Annotated in this window: 21 protein-coding genes and 1 pseudogene; 9 read left to right on the forward strand and 13 right to left on the reverse strand. The window is 67.4% G+C overall.

The window, feature by feature from the left end; genetic code table 11:
• The first annotated feature begins 199 nt into the window (after positions 1-199).
• The 4 genes from E9536_RS38680 to E9536_RS38690 all read left to right on the forward strand — a co-directional run bounded on the left by E9536_RS38680 (position 200) and on the right by E9536_RS38690 (position 2,549).
• Complete coding sequence (locus E9536_RS38680) at positions 200-1,300, forward strand: nitronate monooxygenase (protein WP_136472835.1); 1,101 nt, start codon at positions 200-202, stop codon at positions 1,298-1,300.
• Between the two features lie 184 nt (positions 1,301-1,484).
• On the forward strand, positions 1,485-1,856 hold the full coding sequence (locus E9536_RS38685) for a GFA family protein (protein ID WP_048022703.1): 372 nt from the start codon (positions 1,485-1,487) through the stop codon (positions 1,854-1,856).
• Positions 1,853-1,981, forward strand: a complete 129-nt coding sequence (locus E9536_RS42600; protein ID WP_255221834.1) for a hypothetical protein — start codon at positions 1,853-1,855, stop codon at positions 1,979-1,981. The genes E9536_RS38685 and E9536_RS42600 overlap by 4 nt, the downstream gene beginning before the upstream one ends.
• A gap of 112 nt (positions 1,982-2,093) precedes the next feature.
• The gene (locus E9536_RS38690) at positions 2,094-2,549 is read left to right on the forward strand and encodes a MarR family transcriptional regulator (protein ID WP_059682567.1); all 456 of its coding nucleotides are present in this window, start codon (positions 2,094-2,096) and stop codon (positions 2,547-2,549) included.
• A gap of 48 nt (positions 2,550-2,597) precedes the next feature.
• On the opposite strand, the gene E9536_RS38695 is transcribed toward E9536_RS38690, so the two are convergent.
• The gene (locus E9536_RS38695; RefSeq protein WP_119337040.1) at positions 2,598-3,323 is read right to left on the reverse strand and encodes a GNAT family N-acetyltransferase; all 726 of its coding nucleotides are present in this window, start codon (positions 3,321-3,323) and stop codon (positions 2,598-2,600) included.
• A 222-nt stretch (positions 3,324-3,545) separates the two neighbouring features.
• Here E9536_RS38695 and E9536_RS42715 point away from each other — a divergent pair.
• Positions 3,546-3,909, forward strand: a pseudogene (locus E9536_RS42715) (phospholipid methyltransferase); the annotation flags it as partial.
• Between the two features lie 260 nt (positions 3,910-4,169).
• On the opposite strand, the gene E9536_RS38705 reads toward E9536_RS42715, so the two are convergent.
• The 4 genes from E9536_RS38705 to E9536_RS38720 form a co-directional block, all read right to left on the reverse strand.
• Complete coding sequence (locus tag E9536_RS38705; RefSeq protein WP_091925411.1) at positions 4,170-4,499, reverse strand: DUF4148 domain-containing protein; 330 nt, start codon at positions 4,497-4,499, stop codon at positions 4,170-4,172.
• A 72-nt stretch (positions 4,500-4,571) separates the two neighbouring features.
• Positions 4,572-4,898 carry a DUF4148 domain-containing protein gene (locus E9536_RS38710; protein ID WP_060372797.1) on the reverse strand — a complete coding sequence of 109 codons (327 nt, stop codon included), beginning with the start codon at positions 4,896-4,898 and terminating at the stop codon, positions 4,572-4,574.
• 69 nt (positions 4,899-4,967) lie between these two features.
• Entirely contained in the window at positions 4,968-5,294 is a 327-nt protein-coding gene (locus E9536_RS38715) for a DUF4148 domain-containing protein (RefSeq protein ID WP_027787367.1), read from the reverse strand.
• 69 nt (positions 5,295-5,363) lie between these two features.
• Positions 5,364-5,783: an organic hydroperoxide resistance protein gene (locus E9536_RS38720; protein ID WP_136472837.1), complete on the reverse strand. Its 420-nt coding sequence runs from the start codon at positions 5,781-5,783 to the stop codon at positions 5,364-5,366.
• A 388-nt stretch (positions 5,784-6,171) separates the two neighbouring features.
• Here E9536_RS38720 and E9536_RS38725 point away from each other — a divergent pair, with 388 nt between their 5' ends.
• A complete protein-coding gene (locus E9536_RS38725) occupies positions 6,172-7,491 on the forward strand; it encodes an MFS transporter (protein ID WP_027787365.1) in 1,320 nt (439 codons plus the stop codon).
• Positions 7,492-7,547: 56 nt separating this feature from the next.
• Here the strand turns inward: E9536_RS38725 and E9536_RS38730 are convergent, their stop codons facing one another.
• Complete coding sequence (locus E9536_RS38730) at positions 7,548-8,435, reverse strand: LysR family transcriptional regulator (protein ID WP_060084902.1); 888 nt, start codon at positions 8,433-8,435, stop codon at positions 7,548-7,550.
• On the opposite strand from E9536_RS38730, the gene E9536_RS38735 reads away from it, so the two are divergent.
• On the forward strand, positions 8,434-9,792 hold the full coding sequence (locus E9536_RS38735; RefSeq protein ID WP_168799622.1) for an alpha-hydroxy acid oxidase: 1,359 nt from the start codon (positions 8,434-8,436) through the stop codon (positions 9,790-9,792). The genes E9536_RS38730 and E9536_RS38735 overlap by 2 nt on opposite strands.
• 42 nt (positions 9,793-9,834) lie before the next feature.
• Here the strand turns inward: E9536_RS38735 and E9536_RS38740 are convergent, their stop codons facing one another.
• The gene (locus tag E9536_RS38740; RefSeq protein WP_027787361.1) at positions 9,835-10,299 is read right to left on the reverse strand and encodes a RidA family protein; all 465 of its coding nucleotides are present in this window, start codon (positions 10,297-10,299) and stop codon (positions 9,835-9,837) included.
• Positions 10,300-10,513: 214 nt separating this feature from the next.
• Between E9536_RS38740 and E9536_RS38745 the strand changes: the two genes are divergently transcribed.
• Positions 10,514-11,479, forward strand: a complete 966-nt coding sequence (locus tag E9536_RS38745; protein ID WP_059700323.1) for a LysR family transcriptional regulator — start codon at positions 10,514-10,516, stop codon at positions 11,477-11,479.
• Between the two features lie 31 nt (positions 11,480-11,510).
• Here E9536_RS38745 and E9536_RS38750 read toward each other — a convergent pair whose 3' ends face one another.
• The 4 genes from E9536_RS38750 to E9536_RS38765 all read right to left on the reverse strand — a co-directional run bounded on the left by E9536_RS38750 (position 11,511) and on the right by E9536_RS38765 (position 14,441).
• Positions 11,511-12,218, reverse strand: coding sequence for an SDR family NAD(P)-dependent oxidoreductase (locus E9536_RS38750; protein WP_119337037.1), 708 nt, complete (start codon positions 12,216-12,218; stop codon positions 11,511-11,513).
• A gap of 576 nt (positions 12,219-12,794) precedes the next feature.
• On the reverse strand, positions 12,795-13,358 hold the full coding sequence (locus tag E9536_RS38755) for a shikimate kinase (RefSeq protein WP_059700327.1): 564 nt from the start codon (positions 13,356-13,358) through the stop codon (positions 12,795-12,797).
• Positions 13,355-14,002 (reverse strand): hypothetical protein, encoded by a 648-nt coding sequence (locus tag E9536_RS38760; RefSeq protein ID WP_059700329.1) that lies wholly within the window; start codon positions 14,000-14,002, stop codon positions 13,355-13,357. The genes E9536_RS38755 and E9536_RS38760 overlap by 4 nt, the downstream gene beginning before the upstream one ends.
• A gap of 28 nt (positions 14,003-14,030) precedes the next feature.
• Positions 14,031-14,441: an acyl-CoA thioesterase gene (locus E9536_RS38765; protein ID WP_021159585.1), complete on the reverse strand. Its 411-nt coding sequence runs from the start codon at positions 14,439-14,441 to the stop codon at positions 14,031-14,033.
• A gap of 381 nt (positions 14,442-14,822) precedes the next feature.
• Between E9536_RS38765 and E9536_RS38770 the strand changes: the two genes are divergently transcribed.
• Positions 14,823-15,935 carry a 3-deoxy-7-phosphoheptulonate synthase gene (locus E9536_RS38770; protein WP_136472841.1) on the forward strand — a complete coding sequence of 371 codons (1,113 nt, stop codon included), beginning with the start codon at positions 14,823-14,825 and terminating at the stop codon, positions 15,933-15,935.
• Positions 15,936-15,954: 19 nt separating this feature from the next.
• Here E9536_RS38770 and E9536_RS38775 read toward each other — a convergent pair whose 3' ends face one another.
• Together E9536_RS38775 and E9536_RS38780 are read right to left on the reverse strand one after the other, a co-directional pair.
• Complete coding sequence (locus tag E9536_RS38775; RefSeq protein WP_136472843.1) at positions 15,955-17,322, reverse strand: glutamate--cysteine ligase; 1,368 nt, start codon at positions 17,320-17,322, stop codon at positions 15,955-15,957.
• A gap of 114 nt (positions 17,323-17,436) precedes the next feature.
• Positions 17,437-18,273 carry a helix-turn-helix transcriptional regulator gene (locus E9536_RS38780; protein ID WP_021159581.1) on the reverse strand — a complete coding sequence of 279 codons (837 nt, stop codon included), beginning with the start codon at positions 18,271-18,273 and terminating at the stop codon, positions 17,437-17,439.
• Positions 18,274-18,357: the final 84 nt, after the last annotated feature.

The following is an 18,357-nucleotide window of genomic DNA, read 5'->3' on the forward strand; positions in this document are numbered from 1 at the left end:
CGCAACGCGCGATGTCGTACGCCGTCGCCGCGACGGCAAACACCGCACCGCACGGCTGCGCGCCTTTTCGACAGAACTTTCATGCGACCGGCTGCGCGCAAGGCACGACTCACGCGCACCGATCCGAACCCGACGCACGCGCTTCGGCCCGCATCCGGTCGAGGCATTTCGATTGCGGATCTTGCAGGAGGCCAGCGACATGAATCAATCGACCGACAACCGTACGCTGTTGCGCGCGCTCGGCGTGCGCACACCGATCGTCCAGGCGCCGATGGCCGGCGTCAGCACGCCGGCGCTGGCGGCCGCCGTGTCGAATGCGGGCGGGCTCGGCTCGCTCGGCGTGGGCGCGACGAACGCCGCAGGCGCCCGCAAGATGATCCGCGACACGCGCGCGCTCACCGACCGGCCGTTCAACATCAACGTGTTCTGCCACCGGCCGGCACGCGCCGACGCGGCCGTCGAACGCGCGTGGCTCGACTGGCTCGCGCCGGCGTTCCGCGAATACGGCGCGACGCCGCCCGCATCGCTGTCGGAGATCTATACGAGTTTCGTCGCGGACGACGCGATGCAGGCGCTGCTCGTCGAAGAGAAGCCGGCCGTCGTCAGCTTCCATTTCGGGCTGCCGTCCGCGGACGTGATCGACGCGCTGACGCGCGCGGGCGTCACGCTGTTCGCGACCGCGACGAACCTCGACGAGGCGCACCGGATCGCCGCCGCCGGCATCGACGCGATCGTCGCGCAGGGCATCGAAGCGGGCGGCCACCGTGGCGTGTTCGATTCGACCGCCCATGACGACCGCCTCGGCGCGTTCGCGCTCACGCGCCTGATCGTGCGCGAATGCGCGCTGCCGGTGATCGCCGCCGGCGGCATCATGGACGGCGAGGGCATCGCCGCCGCGCTCGCGCTCGGCGCGCAGGCCGCGCAGCTCGGCACCGCGTTCGTCGCGTGCCCGGAGACATCGATCGATGACGGTTATCGCCGCGCGCTGCTAAGCGACGCTGCACGGCGCACGACGTTCACGGCCGCGATCTCCGGCCGGATCGCGCGCGGGATCGCGAACCGGCTGACCGCGCTCGGCGACGACCCGCAGGCGCCGGCCACGCCCGCGTACCCGATCGCCTACGACGCCGGCAAGGCGCTGCATGCAGCCGCGAAGGCAAAGGGCGAATTCGGCTACGGCGCGCAGTGGGCCGGGCAGGCGGCGCCGCTCGTGCGGCAGTTGCCGGCGGCCGAGCTGTTCGCCGCACTCGAACGCGAGACGCGGGCGGCGATCGAGCGGATGCAGCACGTGCTGGATTGATCGCGCGATCCGCGCTCCACACGCGGCGGGCCGCATGCGCATGCCGGCGATCGGAGAATGCAACGCGATTGCAGCGCCGCCGATTTGAAACGTCCTGTATCTGCGCGAACTGCGGATACATCGCGATACATCGCAGGTTCGGGCGTCCGCTATAAAGCAGGCATGACCTCTTCTGGAGTGCACGATGTCTGCAACCTGGCTCAAAGGGTCCTGCCATTGCGGGGCCGTCAGATTCGAAGTCCGAGCCGCCGTGACGCCGGCGGTTCGCTGCAACTGCAGCCTGTGCCGCCGGCGCGGCGCGCTGATGAGCCCGATGTTCGCCGCGAGCGAACTGAAGATCGTCGAAGGCGAGGGCGCGCTGACGTGCTACCGCTTCAACACACACACGGCGCGCCACTATTTCTGCAGCCATTGCGGCGTCTATCCGTTCCATCAGACCCGCAAGGACCCGGCCTGCTGGCGCGTCAATCTCGGCTGCCTCGACGGTATCGACCCGTATGCGCTCGACGCGACGGTCGCCGACGGCGCGAGCCTTTCGGTCGTGGAGGACGCATGAAACGCTGGCTGATGATCCTGCTGTTTGCGGCAGGCGGAGTCGCGACCGAAATCGCGCATCCGGTGCAATGCACGCTGCTGTCGGCCAGCCGCGTGCAGACCGGCAAGCGCCGCACGCCGCATTGACGGCGCGCGGCGCCCGTTGGTTCATCGAGACCGATTTATCATGCTTCCGATAAGATCGCACGCGATATATAATCCGTCCATCTGCGGCCGTTCGCGTCGCTGGAGGACGTTCATGAAACCGACCGAAGCACCATCCACCGCCGCGCCGAAGCTGTCCGAGTTCCTGTGCTTCGCGATCTACTCGACGAACCTCGCGTTCGGCAAGGCCTACAAGCCGATCCTCGAAGAGCTGGGCCTCACGTACACGCAATACATCACGATCATTGCGCTGTGGGAGCAGGACAACCAGACGGTCGGCCAGCTCGGCGAGAAGCTGTTCCTCGAATCCAATACGCTGACGCCGATCCTGAAGAAGCTCGAGGCAATGGGCTACCTGGAGCGGCATCGCGATCCGTCGGACGAACGCCAGGTGCTCGTCAGCCTGACGAAGAGCGGGCGCCGCGTGCGCGAGAAGGGGCTCGACATGAACCTCGTCGAGGCCACCGGGCTGAAGCCGGACGAATTCGCGAAGATGCAGAAGGCGATCGTCACGCTGCGCGGCAACCTGATCCGCTCGACCGACGAATAAGCCCACGGGCTACCAGCGGCCGGCACGTGCATCGTGCCGGCCGCGTCGTCATGCGTGCCCGTCGCCCAGCACCAGCAGGTGCATCTCGCGGCGCACGACAAAACCCAGTGCGAGATAACGCTCGATCGCGACCCGGTTGGACGTGAGGACGTGCAGGAAAGGCGTTTCCGCGCGCGCATCGATGGCCGCGATCAACGACCGGATCAGACGTGCCGCCAGCCCTTGCCGCCGGAACGCGGCATCCACGCACACGGCGCTGATCTCGGTATACCCGTCGACCTGCATCCGCTCGCCGGCCATCGCGGCCAGCCTGCCTTCGTTGCGGATGCCGATATAGCGGCCAAGCTCGAACGTGCGCGGGCCGAACGGGCCGGGCTGCGCGGCCGTGGTCAGCGCGAGCATGTCCGGCACGTCGGCTTCGGCGAGCGTGACGTGGCCCGCTTCAGGTGCCGGGGCGGGCGTCCCTTGCCAGACCATTTGCAACAGGGTCGCGCGCCGGATCGCCGACAAGCCCGCCGGCAGTTCGATCTCGTCCGGCATGACGAGTGCCGCCGGTCCGTGTGCGGCGACCAGTGCGCGCAACGCGTCGAACGATGCCGCGCCGGTATCCTCGATCGCGGCAAACGGCGCGATGGCGGCCGGAAACCGCCATGCACGGCCGTCGCCGAGCGCAAAGCGGCGCTGCCTGCCGGTCAGCGCGTTCCACACCACATGGTCGAGCGGGTGCGTACTGCCTGTTGCGCCTGTCGCGTTTCCGGTCGTTGCATCGGACATCGGCTGCTCCTCGATTGAAGGTTTCGGTTGCACAGCATAGACCGGGACCGGAGAGGCAGGGCGCGGCGCAACATCGATCGTGTCACCGGCACGGTGCGGGGTGCGCGGCACGTGTTGCCGAAGCCCGGGCCAGCGTTGCCGGCGCGCCGGCTCCGCCCTGACTGGAAACGACAGGATCACCGCCAGCCCGTGCCCTCCGGTACCGGCAGTCACCTCGACGAGATGCCGCTTGTCGCGATGCCGGCCGAACAGGCCGTCGCGATCGTTCACTGCGCGTTCGTGCGCCACCTGGCCGCGGATGGCGTGTTCTACCCGTTCACCTACGTGCCGCGCTACCTGGAGGCGATGCACATTCGCGCCATCCGGATCGGCATCGCGTGGATGAACTTTCCGCCCGCCGTCGTGTACCGCGTTCGAACGCCGGGTCGATGCAATCGGCCGTCAATGGCCCGATGCACCGCCGCAGCGGGATGCGGTTGCGGAAGCAACGATCCTGCACGGCGTCGATATCACCCGGTTGCGCCATACGCCGTCACTCGATTCGAGCGGCGCCGGGCCATCGGCAGACGTGCGTTCATCATCGTGAACGCGTTTGGGAATGGGATGTTGTTCGGCCTGCCACGAATGCTGTCTCTTCTTGCATGCGCGCGGGTCGCGAGAACCGGCGGCCGCATCGGTGCCGCGCGCGATCGAATCCCGGGCCGACGCAAGTAACGGATGTACATCAACCTGCATCGCTGCTTGCCGCCAAAAGGCGACGAGGAGCGCGTCGTGCTCGCGCGCCCCCGTTCCCCGCACGTCGTACCGCGCCGCCCGGACGGGCGTAACGATTCCGGCGACGCATGCTCAATGGCCGAAGTAGATCGAGCGCTCCGCCATGCGAATCACGCTGCGGTTTCCCGACTGCGTTGCACCGACGGCATCGCCGCCGTAACCGGACGCTTGCGACCCGACCGCGACCGCATCGTTGTCGTGGACCCGGCGCAGCGCGGCCTGCAGATTGTCCGGATAGTTCGGGTCGTTGGGACGGTTCGGCAGGTAGCCGGCCTTTTGCAGTGCGGCCAGTTCCGCACGCACCTGCGCACGCGACACGGTGCTTTCGCCAGCGTACGTCGGCGCGGCAACGGCGGCCGACACGGCAACAAGAAGGGCGGCGATCAGTGGGGTCTTCATCATTCACCTCGACAAAAAAATGGATTCAGCGGTTGCGCATCGTGCGCCGGCAGCCGGCGCCGTTCGCGGTTTCGTTCAATGACCGAAGTAGATCGAGCGTTCGGCGACGCGTGTCGCGGGCCGGCGGCCCGACTGCGTCGCGGCGACGGTTTCGCTGCCGTAGCCGGATGTCGCCACATCGGCCACCACGGCGTCGTTCGCGTGAATGCGCGTCAGCGCGGCCTGCAGGTCGACCGGATAGTGCGGATCGTTCGCGCGGCCCGGCCGATAACCGGCCTGTTCCAGCTGGACGAGCTCGGCACGCACCTGCGCGCGGGACACGACGGCTTCAGCGGCGAACGCCGGTACGGCGGCGGAGGCGGACACGGCGACGAGAAGGGCAGCGATCAATTGGGTTTTCATCATTTACCTCGACAGAACAGGGATGGAAGGAATTCAGGGTTCGCGTTTCGACGGACGGCGCAAGCACGCTCAATGTCCGAAATACACCGAGCGGTCGGCCACGCTGACTGCATGCCGGCGGCCCGATTGCGTGGCCGCATCGCCGTTGCCGCCATAGCCGGACGCCTGGTCGTTGCCGGCGACCGCATCGGCCGCCTGGATCCGCGTGAGTGCGGCCTGGAGATCGTCCGGATAGGTTGCGTCGGTCGCGCGATTCAGCGGGTAGCCGGCGTGTTGCAGCTGGGCGAGTTCGGCGCGCACCTGCGCACGCGTCACGGTGGTTTCGCTGGAGAACGCCGGTGCGGCAGCAGAGGCCGAAACAGCGACGAGAAGGGCGGCGATCAGTCGGGTATTCATCATTCACCTCGAAAAAAAGAATAAGAACCGGGCATTCGGTCAGGCGGCGCCAGGCCGCCCGACGTGCGTTCAAGCGATACGGATGTCGACGTCGATGTTGCCGCGCGTCGCCTTCGAATACGGGCAGGTCTGGTGCGCGGCATCGACGATGCGCTGCGCGACGTCGCGATCGAGCCCCGGCACGCTCACGTTCAGCCGGGCCTGCAGGAAGTACGCGTTGCCGGCGGTGCCGAGATCCACTTCGGCGTCGACGGCGAGATCGGCCGGCAACGTCACCTTCGAGGCACGCGCCGCGAGCTGCATCGCGCCGATGAAGCAGGCCGACCAGCCCGCTGCGAACAGTTGCTCGGGATTGGTGCCGGTGCCGGCGCTGCCCGGCGACGACAACTGGATGTCGAGGCGGCCGTCGGAACTGCGTGCCGCACCGTCGCGGCCGCCGGAAGTCGTATGCGTCTTGCCCGTGTACAGCACTTGTTCGATCTTGCTCATCATTTGCTCCGTCAGTTGAGGTTTTTCTCAGATGCGATTCGATCGCATGCGACGCAGTTTGGTCTTGTCGCCCGCCCACGTCAAGCGCATTCGATTAAATCGCATGCGATATTTTGTATTTCAATGTATCCGGAATGCGGGGCGCCTTCCAGGACAAGGCTTTCCGGCGATCGATCCCTGATAACCGGGGAACACGGAACGACGCCGAAACAGACACGGAAGCGGGGAGTTGCCGGCCTGACTTTCCAGAAAGCGAACAGGCTCCTTGTCATTATTTCGCTTTCTACAACGCAATGTCTCTTCTACCCTTGCCACACCCGATCGCAAGCGGCCCGCCCACGGCCGGCACTTGCACGGATCACGAGCACAATCGAAACGGAGACATTACGTGTCGCGCGTCAGCCCTCTTGCAACGGCCACGGATTCCCGGCCGACCGGAACCCTCGCGAACCTCCGATCCATCTTCAGCGGATCGGTAGGCAACCTCATCGAGTATTACGACTGGTACGTGTATTCCGCGTTTTCGCTGTATTTCGCGAAGGCGTTCTTTCCCAACGGCAACCTGACCGTGCAGTTGCTGAACACGGCGGCCATCTTCGCCGTCGGCTTCGTCATGCGCCCGATCGGCGGCTGGCTCGTCGGCCTGTACGCGGATCGCAACGGACGCAAGGCCGCGCTGCTCGTCTCGGTGCTGGCGATGTGCGTCGGCTCGCTGATCATCGGCCTGACCCCCGGTTACGACACGATCGGCCTTGCCGCGCCGGTGCTCCTGGTCTTCGCGCGACTGCTGCAAGGGCTGAGCCTCGGCGGCGAATACGCGAGTTCGGCAACCTACCTGAGCGAGATGGCCGACAAGTCCCGGCGCGGCTTCTATTCGAGCTTCCTGTTCGCGACCCTGTCGCTCGGCCAGTTGCTCGCGATGGGCGTGCTGGTCGTGCTGCAGCAGTTTTTCCTGACCACCGCGCAACTCGAAAGCTGGGGATGGCGCATCCCGTTCCTGCTCGGATCGCTGCTGGCCTGCAGCGCGATCTTCCTGCGCAGCAACATGCAGGAAACGGCATCGTTCGAGCAGCACCGCCGCAGCAAGCGCCGCCACGCGTCGATCGCCGACCTGTTCCACCACAAACGCGAGTGCCTGATCGTGGCCGGCCTGACGCTCGGCGGCACGGTCGCGTTTTATGCCTATACGACGTACATGCAGAAATTCCTCGTCAACAGCGCGGGGATGAGCAAGGCCGACGCATCGATGGTCTCCGTGATCAGCCTGCTGGCATTCGTCGCGATGCAGCCGATCTTCGGCAGCCTGTCCGATCGCGTCGGGCGTCGCCCGCTGCTGATCGCGTTCGGCGTACTCGGCACGCTCTGCACCGTGCCGATTTTCCAGGCGCTCCGCGGCGTTCAGACAACCGGCGCCGCGCTGGCGCTGATCGTCGCCGCGCTGCTGATCGTCAGCCTGTATTCGTCGGTCAGCGCCGTGGCCAAGGCCGAACTGTTTCCGGTCGGCGTGCGCGCACTGGGCGTCGGGTTGCCGTACGCAATCACGGTGTCGCTGTTCGGCGGAACGGCCGAATACGTCGCGCTGTGGATGAAGAGCATCGGACACGAAGCGTGGTTCTTCTACTACGTGTCGGCGTGCGTGCTCGTGTCGCTGCTGTGCTACCTGTGGATGCCCGATCCCAAGCAGGTCTCGCGCATCGACGAAGCGTGACGACGGCACGCTTCGTCGCGATCGCCCGGGCCTGACGCCGGGCGGCAAGCACGGGTTCAGCGGAAGTCCGCGTAATGCCGCACCAGCGACAGCATCGACGGAATCAGCCCGCGCACGTCGCCGCGGCGCCACTGGAACGCATATTGAAGCGGCGCCAGCGGCGGCTCGCTCGTCAGCTGCACGAGATGGCCGCCCGGCCGCGCGCGCGCCCAGTCGACGGGCAGGAAGCCGATGCCGACGCCTTCGCCCAGCATGCCGGCCACCGCACTCCAGTTGTTGCACTCGATCCTGCGCGCGTGATTGACGCCGCACGCGAGCAGCCAGTCGTCGAGAATGCGTGTCACGCCCGAACCGGACGGCAGCAGCACCAGCGCATGGCTGGCGAGCAGCGCCGGCGTCAGGACGCGCTCGCGGCCGACCAGCGCCTCGGCCGCCATCCACGCGAACCGCGCTTCCGCCACCGGCTGTGACAGCACACTGCTGCGCGACGACCGGCCGGCGATCACCGCGAAATCCAGTTCACCGGCATCGACTTTCTCCTCCAGTGCCGCGCCCACGTCGACATGCGGCTCCAGCGCCAGCTTCGGGTGCTGCTTCTGGACCGCCGCCACGAAGCGCGGCAGCCACGTCAGCGCCGACAGTTCACCGACGCCGAAGCGCAGCCGGCCGCTCAACCCTTCGTCCCTGGCAACCGATTCCTGCAGGGCGGCGACGGACTCGAGCACCCGCACCACGGCCGGCAGCAGCGCCTCGCCGTCGTCGGTCAGCACGGCCCGATGGCCGCTCCGGTCGAACAGCGTGCGTTCGACGACCTGTTCCAGTTCGTTGATGCGCTTGGACAGCGACGACACCGACAGGTGCAGCCGTTGCGCAGCGGTCGAGAAGTTAGCGCAGGTCGCCGCCCAGTAGAACGCGTCGAGCTGCTTGAGAGTCGGGGTCGCCATTGTCTTTCGCTTTTATCGAACAAATTCATTGGAAGATTATCGCTTTTTAAGCATGCCGCGCGTACCTAAAATTCCGCCATCGATTCGAAAACAGGCTTCAGACATGACTCCTTCCGCCTCATCCGTTCCCGGAACAAGCCGCCCCCTGGCCGATACGCGCACGCCGCACATGCCGCGCGTGCTGCGAAAGATGCTGTGCCTCCACGATTTCGAAGCCGCGGCACGCCGCGCGCTGCCGCGCCCGATCTTCGGCTACGTCAGCGGCGCCGCGGAAGACAACCGCACGCGCGACGACAATCGTGCCGTGTTCGACGAGTACGGGTTTGCGACGCGCGTGCTGCGCAACGTTTCGCAGCGGGAGCAGGGCGTCGAGCTGTTCGGACGACGCTACGCGTCGCCTTTCGGCATCGCGCCGATGGGGATCCATGCGCTGTCGGCCTATCGCGGCGATATCGTGCTGGCGCGTGCCGCACAGCGCGCGGGCATCGCGTCGATCATGAGCGGCTCGTCGCTCATTCCACTGGAGGAGGTCGCCGCCGCCGCGCCGGAAACCTGGTTCCAGGCATACCTGCCCGGGGACGCAGGCCGCATCGGCGCGCTGCTCGAACGCGTGGCGCGTGCCGGCTACCGGACGCTCGTGATCACGGTCGACATCCCCGTGTCCGCCAATCGCGAAAACAACGTGCGTACCGGTTTCACCACGCCGCTGCGCCCCGGGCCGCGCCTGTTCTGGGACGGCATCGTGCGCCCGCGCTGGCTCGCCGGCATCTTCGCCCGGACGTTGCTCGCGCACGGCATGCCGCATTTCGAGAACTCCTTTGCCACCCGCGGCGCGCCGATCCTGTCGTCCACGGTGCAGCGGGATTTCTCGGCCCGCGACCATCTCGACTGGGGCCACCTGGAACGAATCCGGCAGGAATGGAAGGGCGAACTGGTGATCAAGGGCATCCTCAGCATGGACGATGCCGTCATCGCCCGCGACGCCGGCGCCGACGGCATCATCCTGTCGAACCACGGCGGCCGCCAGCTTGACGGCGCGGTCTCGCCGATGCGGATCCTGCCCGACGTGGTTCGGGCGCTGGGCGCGGACTATCCGGTGATGATCGACAGCGGCTTTCGACGCGGGTCGGACGTGCTGAAAGCGGTCGCGATGGGCGCGCGCATGGTGTTCGTCGGGCGGCCGTTCAATTACGCGGCGGCCGTGGCCGGTGAAGCCGGCGTCATGCACGCGATCGGGCTGCTGCGCGACGAAGTGGACCGGAACATGGCCATGCTGGGCGTCGAACGGTGCAGCGGCCTGACGCCCGACGTGCTGATTCGGAAAGGCGGCGTGCCGGCGTCGCTGACGGCCGTATAGCGCGGGGGAGGCCGTTTGCGGCCTTGCGGGGCGGCCGAACCGTCACGCCGGATCGATCGCGGCGATCACGACGAGGATCACGGCCGCGTCGGCCGGCAACTGGCGCTGGGAGAACGCCGAGCGCGCGTGTCCCGCCTTGTCGCCGAGCACGGCGGCGAACAGGTCCGACGCGCCGTCGATCACGGCCGGTTGCCCGAAAAAGCCGTCGGCCGAACTGACGTGCCCCTCGACGCGCACGATCTTGCTCAGGCGCTCGAAGCCGCCCAGGTGCCGGCGGATCTGCGCGAGCACGTTCAGCGCCGCGAGCCGGGCGGCATGCTTGCCGTCGTCGACGCTCAACTGTTCGCCGACGCGGCCGGTATACGCGACCTTGCCGTCGACGAGCGGCAGTTGTCCCGACACGAACAGCAGGTTGCCCGCTTCGCTGACGGCCGTATAGCTGCCGAGCGGGTTCGGCGGTTCGGGTAACGCGAGGCCGAGGTCGGCCAGCTTCTGTTCGACGGTCATGTCATGCTCCTTGCGGGAAAAGGGTCGGGCGATCGGTACTGCCTGCGAGTCACTGCACTGTAGTCACGCGGCCGAAGCCGGTAAATGTCGGTCGCGCAATTGATTCACGACGCGGTGTAACGAATCGCGCCATGCGCGCCCGCTGGTTTCCCGCACGGGATTCATGCACACTCGTCGCTCCATCGCGCGCCATCCGCCGGAGACCGCAGGAACCATGCAACGACAATTCGACGATCTGCTGCTGGGCAGCATCGAGCTGTTCTGTCTTGCCGCCGAACTCGGCAGCTTCACGCTCGCGGCAAACGCGGCGAGCGTCACGCCGGCCGCGGTCAGCCGGTCGGTGGCGCGGCTCGAGGAGCGTCTCGGCGTGCGGCTGTTCGTGCGCACGACACGCCAGATCCGCCTGACCGATCCCGGCCGCCGCTACTTCGAGCAATGCCGCGACGCGCTGGCGCAACTCGTCGACGCGGAGCGCGAGGCAACCGGCCAGCAGGCCACGCCCGCCGGCCTGCTGCGGATCAGCATGCCGACGCCGTACGGGCACTATCGCGTGCTGCCGCTGCTGCCGGCATTTCGCGAGCGGTACCCGGACGTGCGCGTCGAAACCCACCTGAGCAACCGCAACATCGATTTCGCGGAGGAAGGCTACGATCTCGCGATTCGCGGGCGCGCGCCGGCCGATTCGAACCTGGTCGCGCGCAAGCTGGAGGACGCCGAACTCGTGGTCGTCGCGACGCCCGGCTACCTGAAGCGCGCGGGCATGCCGGCCGCCATCGACGATCTGCATGCGCACGAATGCATCCAGTTCGAGCTGCCGAGCAGCGGGCGGCCGATTCCCTGGCTGTTCAACGATGGATCGGAGGAAGTCGACGTCGCGACGACCGGCAGCTACGGTACGTCGGGCGACGTCCTCGCCGGTGTGACGCTCGCGCGCGGCGGTGCGGGCCTGTTCCAGACCTACCGCTTCATCGTCGAGCAGGATCTGCGCGCCGGCACGCTCGTGGAAGTGCTGCCCGGCCTCGGCGGCCGGTCGCGGCCCTTCATGCTGCTGTATCCGCATGCGCGCTTCCTGTCGTCGCGCGTGCGCGTGTTCGTCGATTTTCTCGTCGAGCAGCTGGCGCGCGAGCCGGCCAGGCGGCCGGCCGGGACACGCGCCAGGCGGGCCGGCGCGTCGCGATAGGCGCGCCGGCTCGCGGTTTCGACGCCGCGACTCAATGCCCGGCGCTCTGGCCGCCGTCGACGTGCAGGATCTCGCCCGTGACGAACGGTGCCGAGTCCAGGTACAGGATCGCGTCGACGATGTCGCTCATCTCGCCCATGCGGCCGACCGGATGCAGCGACGCAAGCGTCGCATGGGTGTCGGGCGCATGCATCGGCGACTTGATGATGCCGGGCGACACCGCATTCACGCGAATGCCGGCCTTCGCATACTCGATCGCGAGCGACTTCGTCGCCGCATTCAATCCGCCCTTCGTCAGCGATGCGAGCACCGACGGCACGTTGCTGTTCGCATGATCGACCAGGCTCGTCGTGACGCTGACCACGTGGCCGCTGCCGTGTTTCTGCATCGCGGCGATCGCATGCTGCGTGACGTGGAAGAAACCGCTCAGGTTGACGCTCGTGATCTGCGCATAGTCGTCCGCGGTGTACTGCGTGAACGGCTTCGCGATGAACACGCCGGCGTTGTTGACGAGCGTGTCGACGCGGCCGAAGTGCTCGATGGCCGTGTCGACCACGCGCCGCGCGACGGCCGGATCGCCGATGTCACCCGCGACGGTGACGAGATCCGGATCGTTTGACGGGCCGATCGAACGTGACGTCGCGACGACGCGATGGCCGCGAGCCCGGAATGCGTTGACCGTTTCCGCGCCGATGCCTTGCGATGCGCCGGTGACGATGATGACCTTGGATGCGCTCATGATTTGCCTCGATAGGTGATGGGTTCCCGGCTTCAGTGCCGAACGGATCGATGAATCCGATGGGCTCACTGTAGACACGCCGGTCACGATCTCGAACACCCACCATGGCGCAACAGTCTTGCGTCTCGGGAACAAATGCGGCGGAGGGCAGTTGTCGCCCGTTGGCGCGAGGCGCAGTCGTTGACGAACCGCGACCCGCGAAGCTCGCCGGAGACGATGCGCCAATTCGTGAAGGCAGGCAGCCGCCATTCATTCCCGAGGTGCTCCGGAAAGCGGACGAAACGACGCGCATCGGCGGCATGCCGACGCACATCCGGCCGTGCCGCGGAAATTGCGCTCCGATCGAAGCGCCGGCCAGGAAATCCGGCATGAAACAGCCCACGTTTAAGCGACGCCTGCCCAGCGCTTTTCGGTTCACTCCCGTATCATCGAGATAACTTTTCTTATCACAATAACACGATTAAAAATCCAAACTCGTCGTTTCGAAAACGCGTCGGATACTCAAAGTCCGCGCCACGCCCATGCGTCCCGCCATCGCTTCGGGGGCAGGGAAGCGAACGTCCGCCGCACGCGCCGTCAATCCGGCGCATCGATCCGCGCCAGCAGCACCGTCAACACGTCGGCCGTCGCGCGCGCGACGTCCTGCGCCGTCGTATCGACGAGCGCATGTGCGCATTCGCGATACAGCGGATCGCGCATCCGGTACAGCGCGGCGAGGGTTTGCCGCGGGTCGGCCACCTGCAGCAGCGGCCGCCGCGTGTCATCGCGCGTGCGGCGCCACAGCGCATCGGGGTCCGCATGCAAGTAGATCACGCAGCCGCGCTCGCTCAGGCGCGCGCGGCTGCGCGGATTCAGCACCGCGCCCCCGCCGGTCGCCACGACGACGTTCGGGCGCTGCGTCAGTTCGTCGACGATTTGCGTTTCGAGCAGACGAAAGCCGCCTTCGCCGACCCTGTCGAACAGCTCGGCGACCGAGCGGCCGGTGCGCCGCGCGATCTCGTCATCGCTGTCGGCGAACGTCCAGCCGAGCGATGCCGCGAGCGCGCGGCCGAGCGTCGATTTGCCCGCGCCCATCATGCCGACCAGGAACGCGCGGTCGGGCAGGGCACGCGCGTCGACCGCCGTGGCGACGGCGCTCATAACCGTCGCGCAAGCGGCCAGCCGGCCCGCGTCGCCGCGCAGATCCGCCGCGCGCGTACCGCGTCCGACAACGTGTCCAGCGCCGCGTCGGTGGCTGCGTCGTCGGCGTCGAGCAGCGCGCCGAGCACCTGCCCGTCCGGATCGCCGGCCGCGATGTGCTCGGCCGCATCCGCCGCGATCGTTTGCGGCGTGCGTTCGGGCGCGTCGTCACGTTCCGGCCGCCGCCACCCGTTGCGCAAGTCGCGCCATCGCACGACCAGGCCGCAGAACAGCCCGCCGCCCGGCACGGCAGCATCGTCGCGCGGCGGCACCGTGTCGCCGGGCGTCGCGCACTGCGTGACCCAGCTCGCGAACTCGAGCAGCGACGCGTCGTGAGCGAGCGTCGCCGCGTCGAGCGCGACGGTCACGCCGGCATCCCGCAACCGCCCGAGCAGCGGGCGCACGCCGTCGTGCGCGCCACCGCACGGCTGCAGCAGCACCTCGAGTTCGTCCTCGTGACGGCTGACGAGCGAACGATGCCGCTCGAGCGCGGCCGGCTCGAGCAACGTCTGCGCCGCATGCCGGACGATGACGATCGCGCGGTCGTCGCGGCGCTCGACGATCGCACCGATCCGGCGCCGGGCGCGCGCCACCGCGGCGCTCACGTGTCGCTCCCGAAATGGCGCGCGCGCATCACAGCGAACCCTGGAATTCGAGCACGCGCGCCTTGAACTCGTCGGGCACGGCCTGCGTCGTGTTGTTCGCGTAATCGAACATCACGTGCGTCGACATGCCGCGCGCGACGATGGTCTGGTCATCGCGTTCCATCAGGTGTTCGAGATCGAAGCTCTTGCTGCCGAAACGCACGATGCTCGACCGGATCGTCAGGTTGTCGCCGAATTGCGCCGGTGCGAGGTACTCGCACTGCGTCTTCACCATGATGTGCGGCAGCTTTTCGCTCCGCGGCAGGCCGAGGAGATCGAACATGTAGCAGAGGTAGGAATGCTGCAGATAGTCGTAATAGACGGGACTGCTCACATGCCCCATCGAATCGGTATCGCGATACTTGACGTGAATCGGCGTTTCGTAATGACGTTTCGACATGGTGATTCTCCGCAATAACTGGGTTGATTTATATATATGAACCTGATTGGCCTGTCAGGAATCTTAAAATTAATTGAACGCCTATCGCGACGCCACTATCAGAACGAATAGCAACCCGCTTCGAAAGGCTGAACAATCGGCAGCCGCGCGTCATAAAATGCTCCAGAATCCAGAATAAAAAATCGCATTCCCGGCCCGGAGCGCGTCTCGAAATCAGGCAAACCCAATGCCTCAATTTCCGGTTGCCTTGCTTATTTCTGTCATTCATAAGGTTATGAATTAGAAACTGGCAACTATGTTAGTTGCGCACCAAAAGCGCCATTCAATACAGTCGCGCTGTAGTAAAAAATCCCCCGAATTATCGACAGGAGGGCAGTCCCCATGCATGCGAATACCTGGACGACGAACCGTGACGCCGAGCTGCACCTGCCGTCCCCCGCGGATCTGGCCGGCGCGCTGCAGCCTGCGTTGCGCGCGTCGCGCACGGTTCATCTGGCTCGCCACGCGATCGTCGACGTGCTGAACGGCACGGACGACCGTCTCGTGGTCATCGCCGGCCCGTGCTCGGTGCACGACCCGGCCGCGGCGCGCGACTATGCGGCACGGCTCGCGCTGCAACGCGCGCGCTTCGCGGACGAGCTGGAAATCGTGATGCGCGTGTACTTCGAGAAGCCGCGCACGACGGTCGGCTGGAAGGGGCTCATCAACGACCCGCTGCTGGACGGCAGCGAACGGATCGACACGGGACTGCATACGGCCCGCGCGCTGCTGTGCGACATCAACGGCGCGGAGATGCCGGCGGCGACCGAGTTTCTCGATCCGCTGTCGCCGCGCTACCTGGCCGACCTGGTCGCACGGGGGGCGATCGGCGCCCGCACCGTGGAATCGCAGGTGCATCGCGAGCTGGCGTCGTCGCTGCCGATCCCGATCGGTTTCAAGAACGGCACCGACGGCAATGTCCAGGTGGCCGTCGATGCGATGTGCGCGGCCGCGCGCGCGCATCGCTTCCTGTCGGTCGACACGGGCGGCCGGCTATGCGCGGCGGCCTCGCCCGGCAATCCGCATACGCACGTCGTGCTGCGCGGCGGGCGCGAGCCGAATTTCGATGCAGCCGCGGTGAATGCCGCATGCGAACGCATGGCGGCCGCGCGCTGCGCGCCGCGCGTGATGATCGACGTCAGCCACGGCAACAGCCGCCGCCAGTTCCGCAATCAGTTGAGCGTCGGCACGGCCGTCGCCGCGCAGGTCGCGGCCGGCGATACGCGCATCGTCGGCGTGCTGGTCGAGTCGAACCTGATCGAAGGGCGCCAGGACCTCGTGCCCGGCGTGCCGCTGCGCTACGGGCAGAGCATCACCGACGCGTGCCTCTCGTTCGCCGATACCACGCAGCTCCTCGAGACGCTCGCGCACGCGGTTCGTGCGCGCCGGCGCGGCCATGCGCCGGCGCCGGACGTCGAGTTCGCGCACGAGCCGCTCCTCGCGTGCTGCGCATGAGCGGCCCCGCGCGACGCGGTCAGATTTCGGCTTCGTCGTAGATCTGCGTCGCGTCGCCGGCCCACGCGTCGCGATAGCGGGCAAGCCAGTGTTCGGCCTGGGTCGGCGCACCGGCGACGATCTCGTCGAGCGGCGCGAGATACACGGATTCGTCGCGGCCGGCTGCATCCCTGCGCGCCCGCGCGCGCAGGCCGCGATGCGCGATCGCGAGTGCATCGGCCGCGAACGCGCGCAACGGGCGGCCGTCGACCGACGCGCCGAGCCCGAAACGCGGCACGTCGCGCCGCAGGGTCAGCAGCGTGCCGCGGTCGATCGCGGCGGCCAGCGTCTCGGCCTCCGACAGCGCGGTCGGATCGTACAGCAGGCCGGTCCAGAATGCAGACAGCGCGACCATCATGGCGGGCGAACCCGCATCGGCGCCGCGCATCTCGAGATAGCGCTTGAGCCGCACTTCGGTGAAGACCGTCGTCAGGTGGTCGGCGAAGTCGCCGAGGGTCGGCGTCTCGCCCTCGAGATGCGGAATGCGGCGTCGCATGAAATCGCGGAACGTCCATCCGGTCGCGTCCGCGTAGCGGTCGCCGCGCCGCACGAAATACATCGGCACGTTGTCGAGCAGCCAGCTCACGTAGCGCTCGAAACCGAAGCTGCGCGACAGGAACAGCGCCGGCGCCCCGCAGCGATCCTCGTCGGTGTCGAGCCACGTGTGCGCGCGCGTCGACAGCAAGCCGGTCGGCCTGCCTTCGGCGAACGGCGAGTTCGCGAACAGCGCGGTCGCAACGGGCTGCAACGCCAGCGACACGCGCATCTTGCGCGCCATGTCGCTTTCCGATGCGAAATCGAGGTTGACCTGCACGGTGCAGGTGCGCTGCATCATGTCGAGCCCGCGCGTCCCGACGCGCGGCATGTAGCGCTGCATGATCCCGTAACGCTGCTTCGGCATCCACGGCAGTGCCGCGCGCGCAAGGTGAGGGTGAAACCCCAGCGGCGCGCAGCGCAGGCCGAGCGGTTCGCACGCGTCGCGCACCGCGGCGAGATGCGCATGCAGCTCGGCATGCGTATCGTGCAGCGTTTCGAGCGGCGCCCCCGACAGTTCGAGCTGGCCGGCCGGCTCGAGCGAGATCGCGGCGCCGTCGCGCTGGATCACGCCGACGATCCGCCCGGCATCGACGATCGGCGCGCCGTCGCCTTGCAGCCCCGCGAGCACCGCGGCGATGCCCGACGGCCCGTCGTAAGGCGCGGCTGCGTGCGTCGCACGCGCGACGACGAACTTCTCGTGCTCGGTCCCGATCCGGAACTGCACGGCCGGCTTGCAGCCGGCGGCCAGATGATCGGCGAGCTGCTGCTCGGAGACGATCGGCGTGTGGTCCGACCCAACGGCATTCGACATCGACACCCTCCACAAGTCACATTGAGCGACCGACCGGCCGGTCGCACGGCGACTATAGCGACGTCGATGCGGGTGCTGTACTGGCAGGGGTGATAGGGGCAGGGCCGTATCGCGCTACGGCTGCCTGCGCTTCGCGAAGTAATGCGCGGGCGAATCGCCGAACGCGCGGCGGAACATCGCGATGAAGTTGCTCGGCGTCGCATAGCCCAGCGCGTCGGCGATGTTGGCGACGCTGTCGCCGCTCGCGAGACGTTCGAGCGCATGCGTGAGGCGCGCCTGCTGGCGCCATTGCGCGAAGCTCGTGCCGGTTTCGGCGACGAACAGCCGGCTCAGCGTGCGGGCGGACAGCCCGGCCCATTCGGCCCACGCTTCGAGCGTGCGGCTGTCGTGCGGCTGCCCGAGGATCGCGTTGGCGATGCGCAGCAGCCGCCGGTCGCGCGGCATCGGCAGGTGCAGCGGCTCGTGCGGCGCGCGGCGCATCTCGTCGAGCAGCACGACGCTGATGCGTGCCTGCTCGACGTCGAGCCTGTCCTGGTCCGCCCACGACACCGCGCGCCGCACGAGCGCGCGCATCAGCTCGGTGATCGCGATCACGCATGGCTGCCCCGGCATCCGCCGGCTTGCGGCCGGTGCGATCACGACGCTCCAGCCGCTCAACGCGCCGCTGATGCTGACCTTGTGCTGCTCGCCGGGCGGAATCCAGCCCGCGCGATGCGGCGGCAACAACCACGAACCGTGCGGCGTGCGCACGTGCGCGAAACCGCTTTCCACGCAGAACACCTGCCCGCGCAGATGGCTGTGCCAGTCGACCTCGCGGGTGCCGAGCCGGTACGTGTTGCTGCCGTCGTCCTCCCCCCAGACGGCGATCAGTGACGGGCCGTCCTCGCGTTCGCTCGGATCGGAATCGGCGCGCTGCACGGTGCGCGGTGGAGAAGTGTCTCGGATGGGCATGGCCGGAATTCATTATTTTTTGTCTAAACAACATTATCAGCTTTGCCCGGGGGCGTCCAACAATGCGTGTCGTGTTCAAACCGA

The sequence above is a fragment of the Burkholderia sp. LS-044 genome, from assembly GCF_004803625.1.
In the GTDB taxonomy this organism is placed as follows: Bacteria; Pseudomonadota; Gammaproteobacteria; order Burkholderiales; family Burkholderiaceae; genus Burkholderia; species Burkholderia cepacia.